Origin of the sequence: Nakamurella panacisegetis, from assembly GCF_900104535.1 — a bacterium.
GTDB lineage: Bacteria > Actinomycetota > Actinomycetes > Mycobacteriales > Nakamurellaceae > Nakamurella > Nakamurella panacisegetis.
This window is the reverse complement of the sequence record NZ_LT629710.1, coordinates 2043893-2060479: the sequence shown is the minus strand read 5'-3', so window position 1 is coordinate 2060479 and position 16587 is coordinate 2043893. Positions and strand designations below refer to the sequence as shown.

The 16587-nt window shown below is 65.5% G+C and carries 11 protein-coding genes and 2 rRNA genes; 5 read left to right on the top strand and 8 right to left on the bottom strand.

What is annotated here, in order from left to right:
- Window positions 1-39 precede the first annotated feature (39 nt).
- Together BLS97_RS08980 and BLS97_RS08975 are read right to left on the bottom strand one after the other, a co-directional pair.
- A 23S ribosomal RNA gene (locus tag BLS97_RS08980) occupies window positions 40-3144 on the bottom strand.
- A 398-nt stretch (window positions 3145-3542) separates the two neighbouring features.
- A 16S ribosomal RNA gene (locus BLS97_RS08975) occupies window positions 3543-5063 on the bottom strand.
- The 16S and 23S rRNA genes sit together here, the layout of an rRNA operon.
- 996 nt (window positions 5064-6059) lie before the next feature.
- Here BLS97_RS08975 and BLS97_RS08970 point away from each other — a divergent pair.
- Window positions 6060-6686 (top strand): hypothetical protein, encoded by a 627-nt coding sequence (locus BLS97_RS08970; protein WP_090475677.1) that lies wholly within the window; start codon window positions 6060-6062, stop codon window positions 6684-6686.
- 16 nt (window positions 6687-6702) lie between these two features.
- On the opposite strand, the gene BLS97_RS08965 is transcribed toward BLS97_RS08970, so the two are convergent.
- Entirely contained in the window at window positions 6703-7818 is a 1116-nt protein-coding gene (locus BLS97_RS08965; RefSeq protein ID WP_090475676.1) for a Gfo/Idh/MocA family protein, read from the bottom strand.
- On the bottom strand, window positions 7815-8567 hold the full coding sequence (locus tag BLS97_RS08960) for a sugar phosphate isomerase/epimerase family protein (RefSeq protein WP_090475675.1): 753 nt from the start codon (window positions 8565-8567) through the stop codon (window positions 7815-7817). The genes BLS97_RS08965 and BLS97_RS08960 overlap by 4 nt, the downstream gene beginning before the upstream one ends.
- Before the next feature lie 274 nt (window positions 8568-8841).
- Between BLS97_RS08960 and BLS97_RS08955 the strand changes: the two genes are divergently transcribed.
- From BLS97_RS08955 to BLS97_RS08945, 3 genes are all read left to right on the top strand, one after another.
- Window positions 8842-9378 carry a hypothetical protein gene (locus tag BLS97_RS08955; protein ID WP_090475674.1) on the top strand — a complete coding sequence of 179 codons (537 nt, stop codon included), beginning with the start codon at window positions 8842-8844 and terminating at the stop codon, window positions 9376-9378.
- Window positions 9379-9477: 99 nt separating this feature from the next.
- Entirely contained in the window at window positions 9478-10668 is a 1191-nt protein-coding gene (locus tag BLS97_RS08950; RefSeq protein ID WP_090475673.1) for a sensor histidine kinase, read from the top strand.
- Window positions 10665-11333, top strand: a complete 669-nt coding sequence (locus tag BLS97_RS08945) for a response regulator transcription factor (protein ID WP_090475672.1) — start codon at window positions 10665-10667, stop codon at window positions 11331-11333. Before BLS97_RS08950 ends, BLS97_RS08945 begins: the two co-directional genes overlap by 4 nt.
- A 29-nt stretch (window positions 11334-11362) precedes the next feature.
- Here the strand turns inward: BLS97_RS08945 and BLS97_RS08940 are convergent, their stop codons facing one another.
- Window positions 11363-13216 (bottom strand): putative bifunctional diguanylate cyclase/phosphodiesterase, encoded by a 1854-nt coding sequence (locus tag BLS97_RS08940; protein ID WP_172832246.1) that lies wholly within the window; start codon window positions 13214-13216, stop codon window positions 11363-11365.
- A gap of 249 nt (window positions 13217-13465) precedes the next feature.
- On the opposite strand from BLS97_RS08940, the gene BLS97_RS08935 reads away from it, so the two are divergent.
- A complete protein-coding gene (locus BLS97_RS08935) occupies window positions 13466-14005 on the top strand; it encodes a hypothetical protein (RefSeq protein WP_090475670.1) in 540 nt (179 codons plus the stop codon).
- Between the two features lie 24 nt (window positions 14006-14029).
- Here BLS97_RS08935 and BLS97_RS08930 read toward each other — a convergent pair whose 3' ends face one another.
- From BLS97_RS08930 to BLS97_RS08920, 3 genes are all read right to left on the bottom strand, one after another.
- Entirely contained in the window at window positions 14030-14362 is a 333-nt protein-coding gene (locus BLS97_RS08930) for a TfoX/Sxy family protein (protein WP_090475669.1), read from the bottom strand.
- Window positions 14363-14412: 50 nt separating this feature from the next.
- Window positions 14413-15429 (bottom strand): aldose epimerase family protein, encoded by a 1017-nt coding sequence (locus tag BLS97_RS08925; RefSeq protein WP_090475668.1) that lies wholly within the window; start codon window positions 15427-15429, stop codon window positions 14413-14415.
- A 106-nt stretch (window positions 15430-15535) separates the two neighbouring features.
- Entirely contained in the window at window positions 15536-16540 is a 1005-nt protein-coding gene (locus tag BLS97_RS08920; RefSeq protein ID WP_197676484.1) for an Acg family FMN-binding oxidoreductase, read from the bottom strand.
- Between the last annotated feature and the right edge of the window lie 47 nt (window positions 16541-16587).

Genomic DNA, 16587 nt, shown 5'->3' with positions numbered 1-16587 from the left:
CCGTCTCTTCAGAACCGCACAGTGGACGCGTAGCATTTTTGTGGTAAGTCCTCGGCCTATTAGTACCAGTCAGCTGCACACCTTACGGTGCTTCCACTTCTGGCCTATCAACCCGGTGGTCTAGCCGGGGGCCTTACCCCACAAAGGGTGGGAGTCCTCATCTTGGAACGAGCTTCCCGCTTAGATGCTTTCAGCGGTTATCCCTTCCGAACGTAGCTAACCAGCCGTGCTCCTGGTGGAACAACTGGCACACCAGAGGTTCGTCCGTCCCGGTCCTCTCGTACTAGGGACAGCCTTCCTCAAGACTCCTGCGCGCGCGGCGGATAGGGACCGAACTGTCTCACGACGTTCTAAACCCAGCTCGCGTGCCGCTTTAATGGGCGAACAGCCCAACCCTTGGGACCTACTCCAGCCCCAGGATGCGACGAGCCGACATCGAGGTGCCAAACCATGCCGTCGATATGGACTCTTGGGCAAGATCAGCCTGTTATCCCCGGGGTACCTTTTATCCGTTGAGCGACACCCCTTCCACAAGGTGGTGCCGGATCACTAGTCCCGACTTTCGTCCCTGCTCGAGATGTCCCTCTCGCAGTCAAGCTCCCTTGTGCACTTACACTCGAAACCTGATTGCCAACCAGGCTGAGGGAACCTTTGGGCGCCTCCGTTACTCTTTAGGAGGCAACCGCCCCAGTTAAACTACCCATCAGGCACTGTCCCTGATCCAGATCATGGACCTAAGTTAGATATCCAGTACGACCAGAGTGGTATTTCAACGTTGACTCCACCGCCACTGGCGTGACAGCTTCACAGTCTCCCACCTATCCTACACAAGTCGAACCGAACACCAATACCAAACTATAGTAAAGGTCCCGGGGTCTTTCCGTCCTGCCGCGCGTAACGAGCATCTTTACTCGTACTGCAATTTCGCCGAGCCTATGGTTGAGACAGTAGAGAAGTCGTTACGCCATTCGTGCAGGTCGGAACTTACCCGACAAGGAATTTCGCTACCTTAGGATGGTTATAGTTACCACCGCCGTTTACTGGGGCTTAAATTCTCAGCTTCGCCGTGAGGCTAACCGGTCCTCTTAACCTTCCAGCACCGGGCAGGCGTCAGTCCATATACATCGTCTTGCGACTTCGCATGGACCTGTGTTTTTAGTAAACAGTCGCTTCTCCCTGGTCTCTGCGACCAAAACACGCTAGCCCGCAAGGGGCTTCACGCACCTCGGTCCCCCTTCTCCCGAAGTTACGGGGGTATTTTGCCGAGTTCCTTAACCATAGTTCGCTCGATCACCTTGGTATTCTCTACCTGACCACCTGTGTCGGTTTGGGGTACGGGCCGCTCAGAGCTCGCTAGAGGCTTTTCTCGACAGCATAGGATCACTCTACTTCGCCTCAATCGGCTATGCGTCAGGTCTCAGATCAACAACCCGGCGGATTTGCCTACCGGATCTACCTACACCCTTACACCAGTATTACCACTGACTGGCGGAGCTACCTTCCTGTGTCACCCCATCGCTTAACTACTAACGGTTCGGGTCACGCGCTCCCCGCACCCTCCCCGAAGGGAGGACTTGGCTCGGGCGTTTAGCATTACCGCGCTCGCTATTGGCGCTCTTTCGCGGGTACGGGAATATCAACCCGTTGTCCATCGGCTACGCCTGTCGGCCTCGTCTTAGGTCCCGACTCACCCTGGGCGGATTAACCTGGCCCAGGAACCCTTGGTCATTCGGTGGGGGAGTTTCTCACTCCCCATTCGCTACTCATGCCTGCATTCTCACTCGTGTAGCCTCCACGGCTGGTTTACACCGCCGCTTCGCTGGCCACACGACGCTCCCCTACCCATCCACACTCCTGGACCACAAGGGCCGAGATATATATGTGAATGCCGCGGTTTCGGTGGTGTGCTTGAGCCCCGCTACATTGTCGGCGCGGAACCACTTGACCAGTGAGCTATTACGCACTCTTTAAAGGGTGGCTGCTTCTAAGCCAACCTCCTGGTTGTCTGGGCGACTCCACATCCTTTCCCACTTAGCACACGCTTAGGGACCTTAACCGGCGATCTGGGCTGTTTCCCTCTCGACAATGAAGCTTAGCCCCCACTGTCTCACTGCCGCGCTCTCACTTACCGGCATTCGGAGTTTGGTTGATTTCGGTAAGCTTGTGGGCCCCCTAGACCATCCAGTGCTCTACCTCCGGTAAGAAACACGCGACGCTGCACCTATATGCATTTCGGGGAGAACCAGCTATCACGAAGTTTGATTGGCCTTTCACCCCTACCCACAGCTCATCCCCCAGGTTTTCAACCCTGGTGGGTTCGGACCTCCACGACGTCTTACCGTCGCTTCATCCTGGCCATGGGTAGATCACTTCGCTTCGGGTCTAGAGCATGCGACTGAATCGCCCTATTCGGACTCGCTTTCGCTACGGCTTCCCCACACGGGTTAACCTCGCCACATACCACTAACTCGCAGGCTCATTCTTCAAAAGGCACGCCGTCACCTTCCCACAAGGGGTCAGCTCCGACGGATTGTAAGCACACGGTTTCAGGTACTATTTCACTCCCCTCCCGGGGTACTTTTCACCTTTCCCTCACGGTACTAGTCCGCTATCGGTCACCAGGTAGTATTTAGGCTTAGCGGGTGGTCCCGCCAGATTCACAGCGAATTTCACGGGCTCGCTGCTACTTGGGATCCCACGCGGGAGAAATCATGTTTTCGGCTACGGGAGTCTCACCCTCTACGCTTGGTTTTTCCAATGCCATTCGCCTAACACAACTTTTTCTTACTCCCTGAACCCTCGGCAGAGGGTTCGGCATGGTCCCACGACCCCGATCACGCAACGCCTGCCGGCTATCACGCGCAATCGGTTTAGCCTCATCCGCTTTCGCTCGCCACTACTAACGGAATCGCGGTTGCTTTCTCTTCCTGTGGGTACTGAGATGTTTCACTTCCCCACGTTCCCTCCACACACCCTATGTGTTCAGATGTGGGTAACACGACATGACTCGTGCTGGGTTTCCCCATTCGGAAATCCTCGGATCTCAGCTCGGTTGACAGCTCCCCGAGGCTTATCGCAGCCTCCTACGTCCTTCATCGGCTCCTGGTGCCTAGGCATCCACCGTGTGCTCTTCATAACTTAGCCACAAAGATGCTCGCGTCCACTGTGCAGTTCTCAAGGTACGGGCGTACCCAACCCACACCGCCACGCCTACCAGCACACAGCCGGCGGTTCGCAACTAGGGTTGGCCCGATAGAAGACATCAAACTCTCGTCTGATCCTTCAGGACCCAACAGCGTACCTACGATCCCCAACTGCCTGATGCTGCCCGTTCCTGCCGCCCACCCCCACAAGGAGGACGAGACGACCCAACAAAGGGCCTCAGCTGTACTAGACACAACAACACACATCGAGAACCGAACTAGTCAGTGTTCCACCCATGAGCTCCACCACAGAACGGACGCCTGTGAAATGGGCCTGAACCCACAATGAAGCCGCCATCCCCGCAAAGGGACATCGACTCCGGGCCAGTTGCTCCTTAGAAAGGAGGTGATCCAGCCGCACCTTCCGGTACGGCTACCTTGTTACGACTTCGTCCCAATCGCCGATCCCACCTTCGACAGCTCCCTCCTGCAAGCAGGTTGGGCCACTGGCTTCGGGTGTTACCGACTTTCGTGACGTGACGGGCGGTGTGTACAAGGCCCGGGAACGTATTCACCGCAGCGTTGCTGATCTGCGATTACTAGCGACTCCGACTTCATGGGGTCGAGTTGCAGACCCCAATCCGAACTGAGACCGGCTTTTTGGGATTCGCTCCACCTCGCGGTATCGCAGCCCTTTGTACCGGCCATTGTAGCATGCGTGAAGCCCAAGACATAAGGGGCATGATGATTTGACGTCATCCCCACCTTCCTCCGAGTTGACCCCGGCAGTCTCTTATGAGTCCCCACCATAACGTGCTGGCAACATAAGACAAGGGTTGCGCTCGTTGCGGGACTTAACCCAACATCTCACGACACGAGCTGACGACAACCATGCACCACCTGTGCACGGACCTTGCGGGGGAACCATCTCTGGAACTTTCCCGTGCATGTCAAGCCTTGGTAAGGTTCTTCGCGTTGCATCGAATTAATCCGCATGCTCCGCCGCTTGTGCGGGCCCCCGTCAATTCCTTTGAGTTTTAGCCTTGCGGCCGTACTCCCCAGGCGGGGCGCTTAATGCGTTAGCTGCGGCACGGAGGTCGTGGAAGGACCCCCACACCTAGCGCCCAACGTTTACGGCGTGGACTACCAGGGTATCTAATCCTGTTTGCTCCCCACGCTTTCGCTCCTCAGCGTCAGTATCGGCCCAGAGTCCCGCCTTCGCCACCGGTGTTCCTCCTGATATCTGCGCATTTCACCGCTACACCAGGAATTCCAGACTCCCCTACCGAACTCTAGTCTGCCCGTATCGAATGCAGGTCCGAGGTTGAGCCTCGGATTTTCACATTCGACGCGACAGACCGCCTACGAGCTCTTTACGCCCAATAATTCCGGACAACGCTTGCACCCTACGTATTACCGCGGCTGCTGGCACGTAGTTGGCCGGTGCTTCTTCTGCTCCTACCGTCACTTGCGCTTCGTCAGAGCTGAAAGAGGTTTACAACCCGAAGGCCGTCATCCCTCACGCGGCGTCGCTGCGTCAGGCTTTCGCCCATTGCGCAATATTCCCCACTGCTGCCTCCCGTAGGAGTCTGGGCCGTGTCTCAGTCCCAGTGTGGCCGGTCGCCCTCTCAGGCCGGCTACCCGTCGTCGCCTTGGTAGGCCATTACCCCACCAACAAGCTGATAGGCCGCGGGCCCATCCTCAGCCGAAAAACTTTGAACCAAACACCATGCGATGAAAGGTTATTATCCGGTATTAGCACCTGTTTCCAAATGTTATCCCGAAGCTGAGGGCAGGTTGCCCACGTGTTACTCACCCGTTCGCCACTCGAGTACCCGCAAGCGGGCCTTTCCGTTCGACTTGCATGTGTTAAGCACGCCGCCAGCGTTCGTCCTGAGCCAGGATCAAACTCTCCATTGAATGCCATATAAACCACCAAGCCACCCCAAAAGGGCAACCCGCTGATCAACAAATGGAAAGCAGGCACCCCACAAACGAGGCACCCGATGAAACCTGGTCCACACGAGCTAGCACTTCAAGACACCCAAAAAAGGGCGCCACAAAATATAATCTCGTAATGCACCAAATGAACGCCCTGCCCCCGCGAAGTGGGTGACAGAACAATAAATCAGTTGGCACTGACTTTCGGTACGCTGTTGAGTTCTCAAAGATCAAACGCGCACCCAATAAGGCTTCTCAACCGGCTCGGGGGCAACCTGATCAACGCTACCCGGTCCGATTCGCGGTGTCAAACCGCTCGTCCCGGCCCTTCTAGGGTCTCGCCTTGCGGGCGAGCTCCACCCGAACCGTTTAGGGCTCTTCGGAGAAGGAGTGGCTGCCTTGGCCGCTGGGGCTCATCTGGCAACTCCGAAAACATTACGGCAGGGGTGCGGGCAGGTCAAATCAGGCCCCTTAGCGACTCGCAAAGGCACCAGCCGGTGTGGCTCCACTACTTCTGCCTATGGGCATAGAAGTGAGCTGACCAGTAAGGACGGGCGTTTTCATCGGGCGTCCGGGTCGGGCCGGACATGGTCCCCTGCCCTCCAGGCACGGCCATCGGCGGCTGGATCCGCCTGCGGGGACCTACGTGTCGGTGGTCACGTTCGGCGGTCCCAGCGCCGGAGCGGACCGGACACAACTCGGTGACGGGATCGGCGGGTCGCCGCCGCCGGATCAGCCGCGTCATAGGGTCGCCCGATGAAGCCACCCCAGGACGAACCGACCACCTCACCCGGCCCGGCCGGGCAGGGCGCGCCCGATCCGTTCGCGCCTCCCGGCGCGTCCGTGCCGTCAGGGAGTGCTGCACCTGCGACTCCGGGTCATCTCCCGCCGGCCGCACCGTCGGGAGGTGGCCTCGCGTGGTTCGGACCCTCACCTGTCCCCCCGGGGCCGAGCGCCCCTCCGGGCTATCCGGCGGTGCCCTATCCGTCACCGGCCTACCCACCCAGTGGCGCGTACGTCCCGGCGCCGTACGGGTATGCCCTGGTGCCGGTCGTGGCGCCGGCGCCTCCGATCCGGCCCGCCACGGTGACCCTCGCGGTGCTGTCCTTCGCCTCCGCCGGATTGCTTGGCCTGGTCGGCGCCGTCACATTCATCAACAGCAGTTGGTGGGACCAGCTACTCGATCAGGTCATGCAGCGGCAGAGCTTCTCGTCTGCCCCGGGAGGTGGCTCCCTGCGTTCGGTCGTGTCCTTCGTCAAGACGTTCATAGTCGGACTCGGCATCGTCACCCTGGGCCTGTACTGCCTGTTCGCCTGGAAGATGTGGATCGGTCGCAACTGGGCCAGGGTGACCATCACCGTGATCGCCGCCATGGCCACGTTGAGCGCGGCCAACACGGGCAACACGTACACGAACATCGCTGCGGGCTATCGCGCCGGAGCCGGCACGACGATCACTCCGCCCAGCCTGCCTCCCGCGCTGCAGGTCCTCGCCTGGGTGAACGCGGCACTGGCGCTGGCCGCCATCGTCTTGATGTTCCTCCGGACGTCCAACCGGTACTTCGCCGATTCGAAGATGCACCGGCGGTACGTCCGGCGCTGATCGCGGCGCCGGGCGGTCAGACGGTGCGGACGCTCGGATCCCAGCCGTCAGGCAGGACCGGAACCGGCGCAAAGGTCGAGGCCACCGGGACGAACGCGCCGGTGTCGATGGACGCCGCGGTCGCGAACATCGCCTCCAGCACATGGGTGGCCAGGGCGCCCGACGCCCGGTGCGGTCCGTACGACGAACCCCCCCGGATCGCGCGGGCCATGTCGACCACGCCGATGCCGCGTCCGGCCGGCCGCTCACCGGCCGGGATCAGCTTCTCCTCGGTCGACTCGGCCGTGACCAGACGGATGTCGCCGGTGAAGCGATTCGGGTCAGGGGGCGCGATCATGGCGTCGGTACCGCTGATCTCCAGGATCCCGACCCGCTGCAGCGGCGAATCGAAGCTGAAGATGGCCTGCGCCTTCAGACCGCCGGCGAACTCGTACAGGGCGCTGACGCTCGTGGGCACGGTGACGTCGAACGACTGTCCGGCCCGCGGGCCTTCCCCGATCACCCGGGTCGGCCCGGCCGAAGAACCCAGGGCGGCAACCTTGACGATCGGCCCGAACATCTGGGCCAGGGCCGTCAGATAGTAGGGCGCCATGTCGAAGAGCGGGCCCCCGCCGGCTTGGTAGAGGAAGTCGGGGTTCGGGTGCCAACGGTGCGGTCCGGCCGACTGGAAGGCGATGGTCGCCGTCAGCGGAGTCCCGATGTCGCCCCTTTCGATCATCGTGCGCGCAACCTGGAGTCCCGGCCCGAGGAAGGTATCGGGGGCGGTCCCGATCAGCAGCCCGGCCGCGTCGGCCTGGACGAGGAGGGCACCGGCCTCGTCCCACCGCGCGGTGATGGGCTTCTCGTTCCAGACGTGCTTGCCGCTGGCCAGGGCGGCCGACGCGACGGAGGCGTGGGCCACCGGGATGGTCAGGTTGACGATCAGTTCCAGATCGTCGCGGGCCAAGGCATCCTCGACCGACCCGGCAGCCGCGACCCCGAACTCCTGGGCCCGAGAGCGCGCCAGGTCCGGATACAGATCGGCGACGAATCGGACGTCCAGATCCGGGTACGTCGCCATGTTGGCCAGGTACTGCTCGCTGATCTTGCCGGCGCCGATGACGCCAACCGCCAGCGGGCCGGAGCCCGTCATCGGGACAGGCCCTGGGCGTAGGTGAAGCCCTGGTCGATGCCGTCGAACACGTCGCCGGCGTAGTCGTCGAACTCCAGCACGGGGATGCGCAGGGCGGTGGCCGCGGCGACAATCCGGGCGACCGGCATCGCCCCCTGACCGAGGGGCAGCTGCTCGATGTTGTTCGGGTTGATCGGGCCGTCCTTGAGGTGCAGCAACTGGACCCGGTCACCGAGCCGACCGAGCGCCGCCGGTACGTCCTGTCCGCCGACCGCGGCCCAATAGGTGTCGACCTCGAGCACGATGGACGGCTCCAGCAGGCTCGCCAACACCTCGAGGCCCGGAGTGCCGTCGATGTCGCTCTGCCACTCGAACGCGTGGTTGTGATAGCCGATGGTGATGCCGTAGCCGGCCGCCTTCTGCGCGGCGATGGCCAGATCCTCGGCGACGCCCTTGATTCCGTCCAGAGTGGTCCAACGGGCCGGATCCGTCATCGGATCGATGACGATCCCGACTCCGACCGTTGCCGCCGACTCGAACACCTGGTCCAGGTCGGTGGACCCGGACGCGACCCGCGTGTGCGCGCTCGGCGCGGTGAGACCGTTGTCGTCCAAAGCTTTTCGCAGACCAGCGGGATCGGTGAGCAGGTCGTAGGGCTCCACCTGAGTGAGCCCGATAGCTGCGAGCCGGGCCAGGGAACCCGGGAGATCCTCGGCGAGATGCGTGCGCACCGAGTAGAGCTGCACCGAAAGTGCGGGCAACGTTGCCATGAGATCTCCCTGCCGAGTCTGCTCGACCGCGCCGCGGCCGGGGCCAGTCCGCTTACCGACCTGTCAGCAAAGATAGCCGACTGCGAACCGGGGCCGATCGGGACCCCGGGCCCGGGCGTTCGGAGTCATCGGCGGCGATCGCTCCACCCCCGGGTGGATCAGCGGCAGTCCACCCCGGTTCCACCTGTAGCCCGATGTGCCGGGTCCCCTTCCCGAGCAGAGTCGTTCGCAGGGGCCACGCGGCCCACCGGGAACTGCGACCGAGGAGAGCGTCATGAGCGACTTCACCCAGGCCCTGATCATCAGCGGCGGCATCTTCGCGGTGATGATGGCGAGCCAGTTCGGCCGCCGCGGGTACAGCCGACACAAGGTGCTCCTGCCGTTGATCAGCGTGGCCGCGTTCGGCTACAGCTACCTGGACGACGCCCCGTTCGGGGGTAACGCAGGCTGGCTGTACCTGGCCGGCATCGCGATCGGCGGCGGTTTCGCCGTCCTGGCCACGCTGACCACCCGCGTCACGCGCGAGAGCGACGGGAAGGTCTACACCACTACTGGGGTCGGCTTCGTCCTCACCTGGCTGGTGGCCATGGCCCTGCGCATCGGCTTCGTCTGGAGCCTCAGCAACATCGCCGGATTCCGACTGCAGGTCGGGATCTTCATGATGGATCACCATCTGGTCCCGGCCACCATCGCTCCGTTCTTCGTCTTGATGGCGCTGGCCACCGTCGTGGGTCGAGTCATTGCCGTGCAGGTGCGGGTCCGCCGAATCGCAACCCCCGACGTCACCGTGACGGAACTGGTCACGGCCTGAACTCGCGAGCGCCGAGCCGCGAGGCCGACCCAGTCCCGGGACCGGACTCGTTTCACGTGAAACATATGATCGAACACCGAACTGGGAGAAGATGCGACCATGACCACCGTGACGAACCCGGCGGGGGAACCAGTCGCGGTGACGCCGGCCCGGAACCGCACCCAGGATCTGATCCAGCGCGCCGGCTCGGCCACCATTCTCGTCGCCAGTTGGCTCTGGCTCGGACATCTCGGGTTCACCGGAGTCGACGGGCTGGCCCTGGCCCTGCTGGTGGTCAACTCCGTCCTCATCCTCCTTCGCCACGTTCCGGCCGGCGTGCTGGGCCACCGCAACGAGCTGCTCCTGGTCTGCACCTGGGGGCTGGCCGCCGCCGCGCTGTTGAGCATCCGTTCCCTCGGGACGGGGGCCGCCTTCGGCTATCTCGCGGCCGGGCTGGCCGGGTATCGACTGCCGACGAACGAGGCGCTGCCGGTCGCGGTCGGCATCGGCGTCCTGAGCGCCGTCGGCCTGAACATCGCGCAGGCGAACGGGATCCCGGGCTGGCCTTGGCTTCTGGGCCTGACGGTGTCGCTTCCCGTCTTTCTGGGCATGGCCAACCGCAGCCGGGACGTCGCCATGGCCAGCGCCCTGGAGGCGGCGCGGTCGGCCCGACGAGCAGCCGAGTCCGAGGCGCAGGCTCGGACGCTGGCCGAGCGGGCCCGCATCTCCCGCGACATCCACGACGTCCTCGCCCATTCCCTCTCCGGGGTCAGCATGCAACTCGAACTGAGCGAGATGCTGCTGGCCGAGGGCGAGCCCGCTCGGGCCCGGGAGTCGATCGCCCGGGCCCACAGCATGGTCCGAGAAGGCATGGCGGAAGCGCGGCGAGCCGTCACGGCCATGCGGGCCGAGGTCCTGCCGCTGGAGGAGACGCTGGCCGCCCAGTTCCTCGGTGTGGCCGAACTCCAGGTCACGGGCGAGGCCCGGGAACTGCCGACGAACGTCACGCAGGCCCTGATCCGGGCCGCCCAGGAGGCACTGACCAATGCGCGTCGTCATGCTCCGGGGGCACCGCTGGCCGTTCGTCTGACGTATGTCCCCCATGGCATCCGGCTGGAGATCCTCAACGGTGCGGCACCGTCTGGTCCTGTCCGAGCCGCGTCGCCGGGATCGGGCATGGGTCTGGTCGGGATGCGGGAACGGACGGCCCTGCTCGGCGGGTTCGTCGATGCCGGACCGATCACCGAGAGCGCGCTGGCCGGCGGCTGGCAGGTAACCGTCGAAGTACCGACCGAGGGGAACAGCGAATGAGCGACCTGCGACTGGTGGTCGCCGACGACCAGGCGTCCATACGCGAGGCGTTGGCCATGATGCTGGACATGACGCCGGGCCTGAGCGTGGTGGCCACCGCCGGCAACGGCGAGGAGGCCGTCGCCATGGCCGCCGAACATCAGCCGGACGTCGTGCTGATGGACCTCCGCATGCCGAAGCTCGACGGCATCGCGGCGACCGCACTGATCACGCAGCAGTTCCCGGAGATCGCGGTCGTCGTCCTGACCACCTTCGACGACGACGACTCCATCGTCGCCGCCCTGGGCGCGGGCGCTCGGGGTTACCTCACGAAGCAGGCCGGCCGCGAGGACATCGCCCGGGCGGCGGTGGCCGCAGCGGCCGGACAGGCGGTGCTGGACCCAGCGGTCCAGGCTCGTTTGGTGGCGGCCGCAACGGGATCGGTCTCCAAGCCGTCTGCGCCGGGCGGTCCGACGGCCCCGAAGACCCTCCCCGGCGGGTTGTCGGCCCGGGAGGGTGAGGTGCTGGCGTTGATCGCGGCGGGCCGGTCGAACCGGGAAATCGCCGCGGCCCTGTTCGTCAGCGAGGCAACGGTGAAGACCCACGTCAACAACATCTTCAGCAAACTCGGCGTCCGAGACCGGGCGCAAGCCGTGCACTACGCCTTCACCCATGGCCTCGTCTGACGGTCGGTGGCGAGACGAAACGGGCACGGTCACGAGCCGCCCGGCAGCGTCAGGCGCGGCCGGTGCAGCAACCGGTCGACATCCGGCGCGGACAGGGGACGAGCGAAGTAGTAGCCCTGGCTGTAGTCGCAGCCGAGGTCGACCACCGCTCGTCGTTGCGCCGCGGTCTCCACCCCCTCGGCCACCACCACCAGGCCGAGCCGGTGGGCCAGATCCGTGACCGCCCCCACGATGGCCGAGGACGCCGGGTCGGTGTCGATCTCCGAGATGAAGGTCCGGTCGATCTTGAGGATGTCCACCGGGAATTGACGCAGGTAGCTCAGGGAGGAGTACCCGGTCCCGAAATCGTCCAGAGCCAGGGTCACGCCCAGTTCGCGTAGCTCGCCCAGAACCTGCAGCGCCTTGCGTCCGTCACGGAGAAACACGCTCTCGGTGATCTCCAGCACCAACCTGTCCGGGCTCAGGTCCTGCACCGCGTCCAGCACGTCGCGGACCACCTCGACGAACCCGACCGACATCAGTTGCTGGGGCGAGACGTTGACGGCCAGGCTGAACGGCCTGGATTGAGTTCGAGCCCATCTCCGCGCGTCCGACAACGCCTGCTGCAGCACCCATCGGCCGATCGAGTCGATGAACCCGGCCCGCTCGGCCATCGGGATCAACGAGCTCGGCGGGACCACTCCCAACTCGGGATGGGTCCAGCGGATCAAGGTTTCCAACCCGGCCAACGCACCGGTCCCGGATTCCACGACGGGTTGGTAGTCGTTGTGCAGTTGTCCGCGGGTGATCACCTCGACCAGATCGACTTCGAGCCGCCGGTAACGATCCAGCAGGGCCTCACCGAGGTCGTCGACGACGAACAAACCGTTGCCCCCGCGGCGTTTCGCCTGGTACATGGCCGTGTCCGCCTGGGCCAGCACCCGTTCCGCGGTCGTCTCCCTGGAGGCGATCCACGCCACCCCGACGCTGACCGTGGTGCTGACCTCGGCACCGGTCAGGACGTAGCGGTCGGCCATCGCGGCGACCAGCCCGGAGGCCAGCAACAGGACGTCCTCGGCCGTGGGGTGTCCGACGGTGAGCACGGCGAACTCGTCGCCCGACAGTCGGCCGAGGCTGTCCTGTTGGCCGAGCCGTTCACCGATCCGGCCGGCCACGGCGATCAGCAATTCGTCACCGGTGGCGTGCCCGTGGACATCGTTGACCGCCTTCAACCCGTCGACGTCGACGAACATGACCGCGGCGACCCGACCACGGCGAGGATCACGGATCTCGGCCTGGATCCGTTGCAGCATCAGGCTGCGGTTCGGCAGGCCGGTCAGCCCGTCGTACAACGCCGCCCGCCGGGCCCGGTCCCACGCCTCCTTCAGGTCGCGACGACCCTGCGCATTGATCAAGTAGGCCGACGCGACATCCGCCACGACCTCGGCCGCGGCCTGCGCCTCGGCGCGGAGCGCCCCCGCCTGAGCCGAGTACAGATCCAGCGCACCGAGCACCTGGTTGTCGTGGCGAAGCGGAAAGGTGAACACGGCCAGCAGCCCGGCGGCCACGGCCGCGGGGCCGAACTGCGGGAACCGCTGGTCCGTCCGGAGATCGGGGCTCGTCACCGACTGGCCGGATCGATGGGCCAGCAGACACGGCCCTTCGCGCAGATCGGTCTGCAGCTGCTCGACGGTGGCCGCCACGTGATCGGACGCCGCGACGTACCGCGGACGACGCTCACCGGAGATCAGGGTGACCCCGGCCGCCGTGACCGGCAGCATCTCGACGACCTGGGCCACCAGTTCGTCCAGAATGGCCTGGATCGGGAAGTCGGTGGCCATCGTCCGGGCGAAGCGGCGCAGGAATTCGGCCAGCTTCCGGTCGAGCGTCAGATCGGCAGGCACCCTGGTTCCTCTCGGCCGTGCTGACCGCGGGACCGAACCGCCCTCGGTCATGAACACGCATCTGGGCAAAGGCCAGACCCGCACCGGATCGTCCGGGAGTTGTGGGCCGGACCGACGCACCCCTGAGTTCCCGGCCCGACGTCGATCTGAACCGTCCCCGAACATTCTGCCCGTCAGGCGTGAACAACCCCGCGGCACAGTGACCCTGTCGCCCACGGTGGTGCGGCTCATCGAACTCTGGAGGACATCGTGTGGAAGAAGTTCGTGGTGATCGGCGGCATCGCCGCAGCGGTCGGCCTCGGGATCGGAGGGGTCGCGCTGGCCGCGACTCCGGGGTCGTCGGCCACCGGGACGGGCGCGGCGGCCGAGGTCGCACCCGCGGCGGCGACCACCTCGGCGTCGACCGCGGCCGCCCGGGGAGACGGCAAACACCGGGTCGCGCTGGCCCGGCGCCTGGAGCGAGTGGCCCACGCACAGTGGGTGACCAAGGACGGCAAGACCGGCAAGTTCGTCACCCACGACGCGATCCGTGGAGTGGTGACCGCGGTGTCCGGCACGTCCGTGACGATCAAGGCGGCCGACGGCACGTCGGAAGCCTTCGTCATCAACGCCGCGACCACGGTGCGGGTCACAGGGCACGCGAAGGGCAGCCCGGCCACCATCGGTGAGGTCAAGGTCGGTGACCGAGCGGGCGTCGTCGGTACCGGAAGCGCGCCGATGACGGCCACGAAGGTGATCGACCGGGGGGTGGCCAAGGCGACCACCACCTCGGTCCCGCCGACGTCCTGAACGCGGGCCCTGGAGCTGCCGGGCCTACTTGCCCGGCAGCGCCAGCGCCTGGGCGACGCCGATGGCCACCCAGCGGGTCAGGTCCCCGTCGGTGGCCGCGCCTTCCGGGGCGATACGCAGCCAGCCGTTCATCTCCCGGCCCCGCATGACGAACGGTTCCGCGTGCGGATCCTGGCTCAGGGCGTCCGTGGCCGCCGGGTCGGCCCGGAGCAGCAGGCCGCCCTGGCCGGAGGCGGCGACCGCCATGTTCCCGTTGATCAGGAAGGCCAGGCCCCCGAACATGGCCTTCTCCACCACGTCGCTGCGCTCGGCCAGTTCCTCACGGACACGTTCGGCCAGATCACGGTCGTAAGCCATGTCCAGCAACGTAGCCACCGATCCGGGCCCGGGGAACCCCCGATCGGCGGTTACTCGGCCGAGAAGCGGTAGATCGTGCGGTTGCGGTACTCCGCCCCCGGGCGCAACACCGTGCTCGGGAAGTGCGGTTGATTCACCGAGTCCGAGAGTTGCTGCGGCTCCAGGCAGAACGCGTCGCTCTGACGCAGGGTGGAGCCCGAGCGCTCGACCACCGTGCCGGTCAGCATGTTCCCGCTGTAGAACTGCACGGTCGGCTGATCGGTGAACAGTTCCAGGCAACGGCCGGTCGACGGCTCGATGACCCTGGCGCCGAGCCGCAACCCGTCGTACTCCCCGCCGCTGGAGTCCAGCAGGTAGGCGTGGTCATAACCGCCGGCCAGCACCATCTGCGGATGTGACGCCCGCCAGCGCTCCCCGATCGGCGCGGGCGTCCGGAAGTCGAGCGGCGTGCCGGCCACGTCGATCAACCCCCCGGTCGAGATCAATCCCGGACCGATCTCCGCGACCCGGTCGGCGAACAGGGTGACCTCGTGGTCGGCGATCGAGCTGGGTCGCCCGGCCAGGTTCAGATACACGTGGTTGGTCAGGTTCACCGGCGTCGGGGCGTCGGTGATGGCCCGGTAGTCGATCGTCAACTCGCTGCCGGTCACGCTGAAAACCACTGACACATCGAGGTTTCCGGGGAATCCCATCTCGCCGTCGGGGCTGGTGCGCCGCATCGTCACGCTGGATTCGTGCGGGGTGACGACCGGCGGTTCGACCTCCCAATCGCGGTCCGAGAAGCCGCCGGGGCCGCCGTGGAGGGCATTCGCCCCGTCATTGAGCGGGACGTGGAAGCGGCGCCCGTCCAGTTCGAAGGTGCCGCGGTTGATCCGGTTGGCGTACCGCCCGATGGTCGCACCCTGGAACGTCGGATCAGCCCGCCACGCGGCCGGGTCGTCGAACCCCTTGGCCACATCGGCCCAGTTGCCGTGCCGGTCGGGCGCCCGGATGTAGGAGATCCGCGCCCCGTAGCCGATGACGCCGACGGACAGGCTCGGGGTGGACAGTTCGGCATCGACGGACAAAGCGGCTCCAGGTGACAGCGGCCCACCGGATCTCGGCGGCCGTGATGAGGGTAGGTCAGGGCGTGGGAAGCCAGAGGCGGCAGGGCAGGGAGGGCAGCGGGGGTCGCTAGCGCACCTGCCGCAGGATTGCGGCCTCCCGGTCGTGCTCACACGGCTGCGACCACAGACACTCCTCCACGGCCCGGCGGGTGGTCCCGGGGACCGGGCCCCCGAAACCGATCCGCAGCACCGTCTGCGGGTACAGGGCTCCCCCGATCAGCGCCGCGACCTGCGCGCGCACCGACGGGACCTCCACGAGCCGCGAGACGAAGGACGCGGCCAGGCCGAGGCCGGTTGCCGTCAGCAGGACCCGTTCCATGGCCTGACCGGCCAGCACCTGGGACCGCGGCTGGTCGTCGGGTGTGGCCAGAACGGCGACCAACGGCTGCGGTCCAGCGGGCCGGCCGGCCGGCCGCCCGAAGTCGCGGCGCGCCCACGGATCGTCCGGCACCGGGCCCGGGCCGGCGGTGATGACCGGATCACGGTCGTCACCGCCGGAGCCGCCGGTCCACGCCGCCCATTCCCGCAACCAGGCCGGATCCGCGTGCTGGGCGCGATCGGCCGATTCGGCCAGGCCGGCCAGCCGGTCCAGGATCAGCGGCTCGCTCACCGTCCAGAGGGTGGCGCCCTCGATCTCCGCGGCACGGGCGAGGGTCAGACGGTGACCCGGCGGCACGTCTTCGTCGAAGAACGGTCGACGGTTGGTGCGGCGGTGGACGATGGCCCGTTCCAGTTCGGCCCGTTCCGGGCTCAGCGCGAAATCACCGCCGAGCTCGACGACGGCCAGCGGCCCGTCGCCCGGCTCGGCGACCACGTCGGAGGTGGCCCGCACCCCGTGGCGGGCCAACGCCAGCCGGAGATTGAACAGCGCGGCACCGCAGGCGAGGCGGGCCTCCCGCCCGTCCGGATCACTCGCCGGAAGCCGACGCGCCGGATCCAGGTGCAGTTCGATCCGGTCGGAGGTCAGTCGGAAGGCCCACGGCTGGCTGTTGTGCAACGACGGCGCGCGCCCGGCGGCCGACAACACCTGGACGGTCTGTTGCGCCGACAGACCGAACACCGGCGTGAACACATCATCTCCCTGGAACGCTGGGAAGCTGCTGCGGAACGCAACGCCAC

Excerpts from the sequence above, each read along its gene's own strand:
- BLS97_RS08965 (WP_090475676.1), bottom strand. The coding sequence starts at position 7,818 with ATGACGGGCTCCGGCCCGCTGGCGGTTGGCGTCATCGGCGCCGGCAAG.
- BLS97_RS08960 (WP_090475675.1), bottom strand. The coding sequence starts at position 8,567 with ATGGCAACGTTGCCCGCACTTTCGGTGCAGCTCTACTCGGTGCGCACG.
- BLS97_RS08955 (WP_090475674.1), top strand. The coding sequence starts at position 8,842 with ATGAGCGACTTCACCCAGGCCCTGATCATCAGCGGCGGCATCTTCGCG.
- BLS97_RS08950 (WP_090475673.1), top strand. The coding sequence starts at position 9,478 with ATGACCACCGTGACGAACCCGGCGGGGGAACCAGTCGCGGTGACGCCG.
- BLS97_RS08945 (WP_090475672.1), top strand. The coding sequence starts at position 10,665 with ATGAGCGACCTGCGACTGGTGGTCGCCGACGACCAGGCGTCCATACGC.
- BLS97_RS08930 (WP_090475669.1), bottom strand. The coding sequence starts at position 14,362 with ATGGCTTACGACCGTGATCTGGCCGAACGTGTCCGTGAGGAACTGGCC.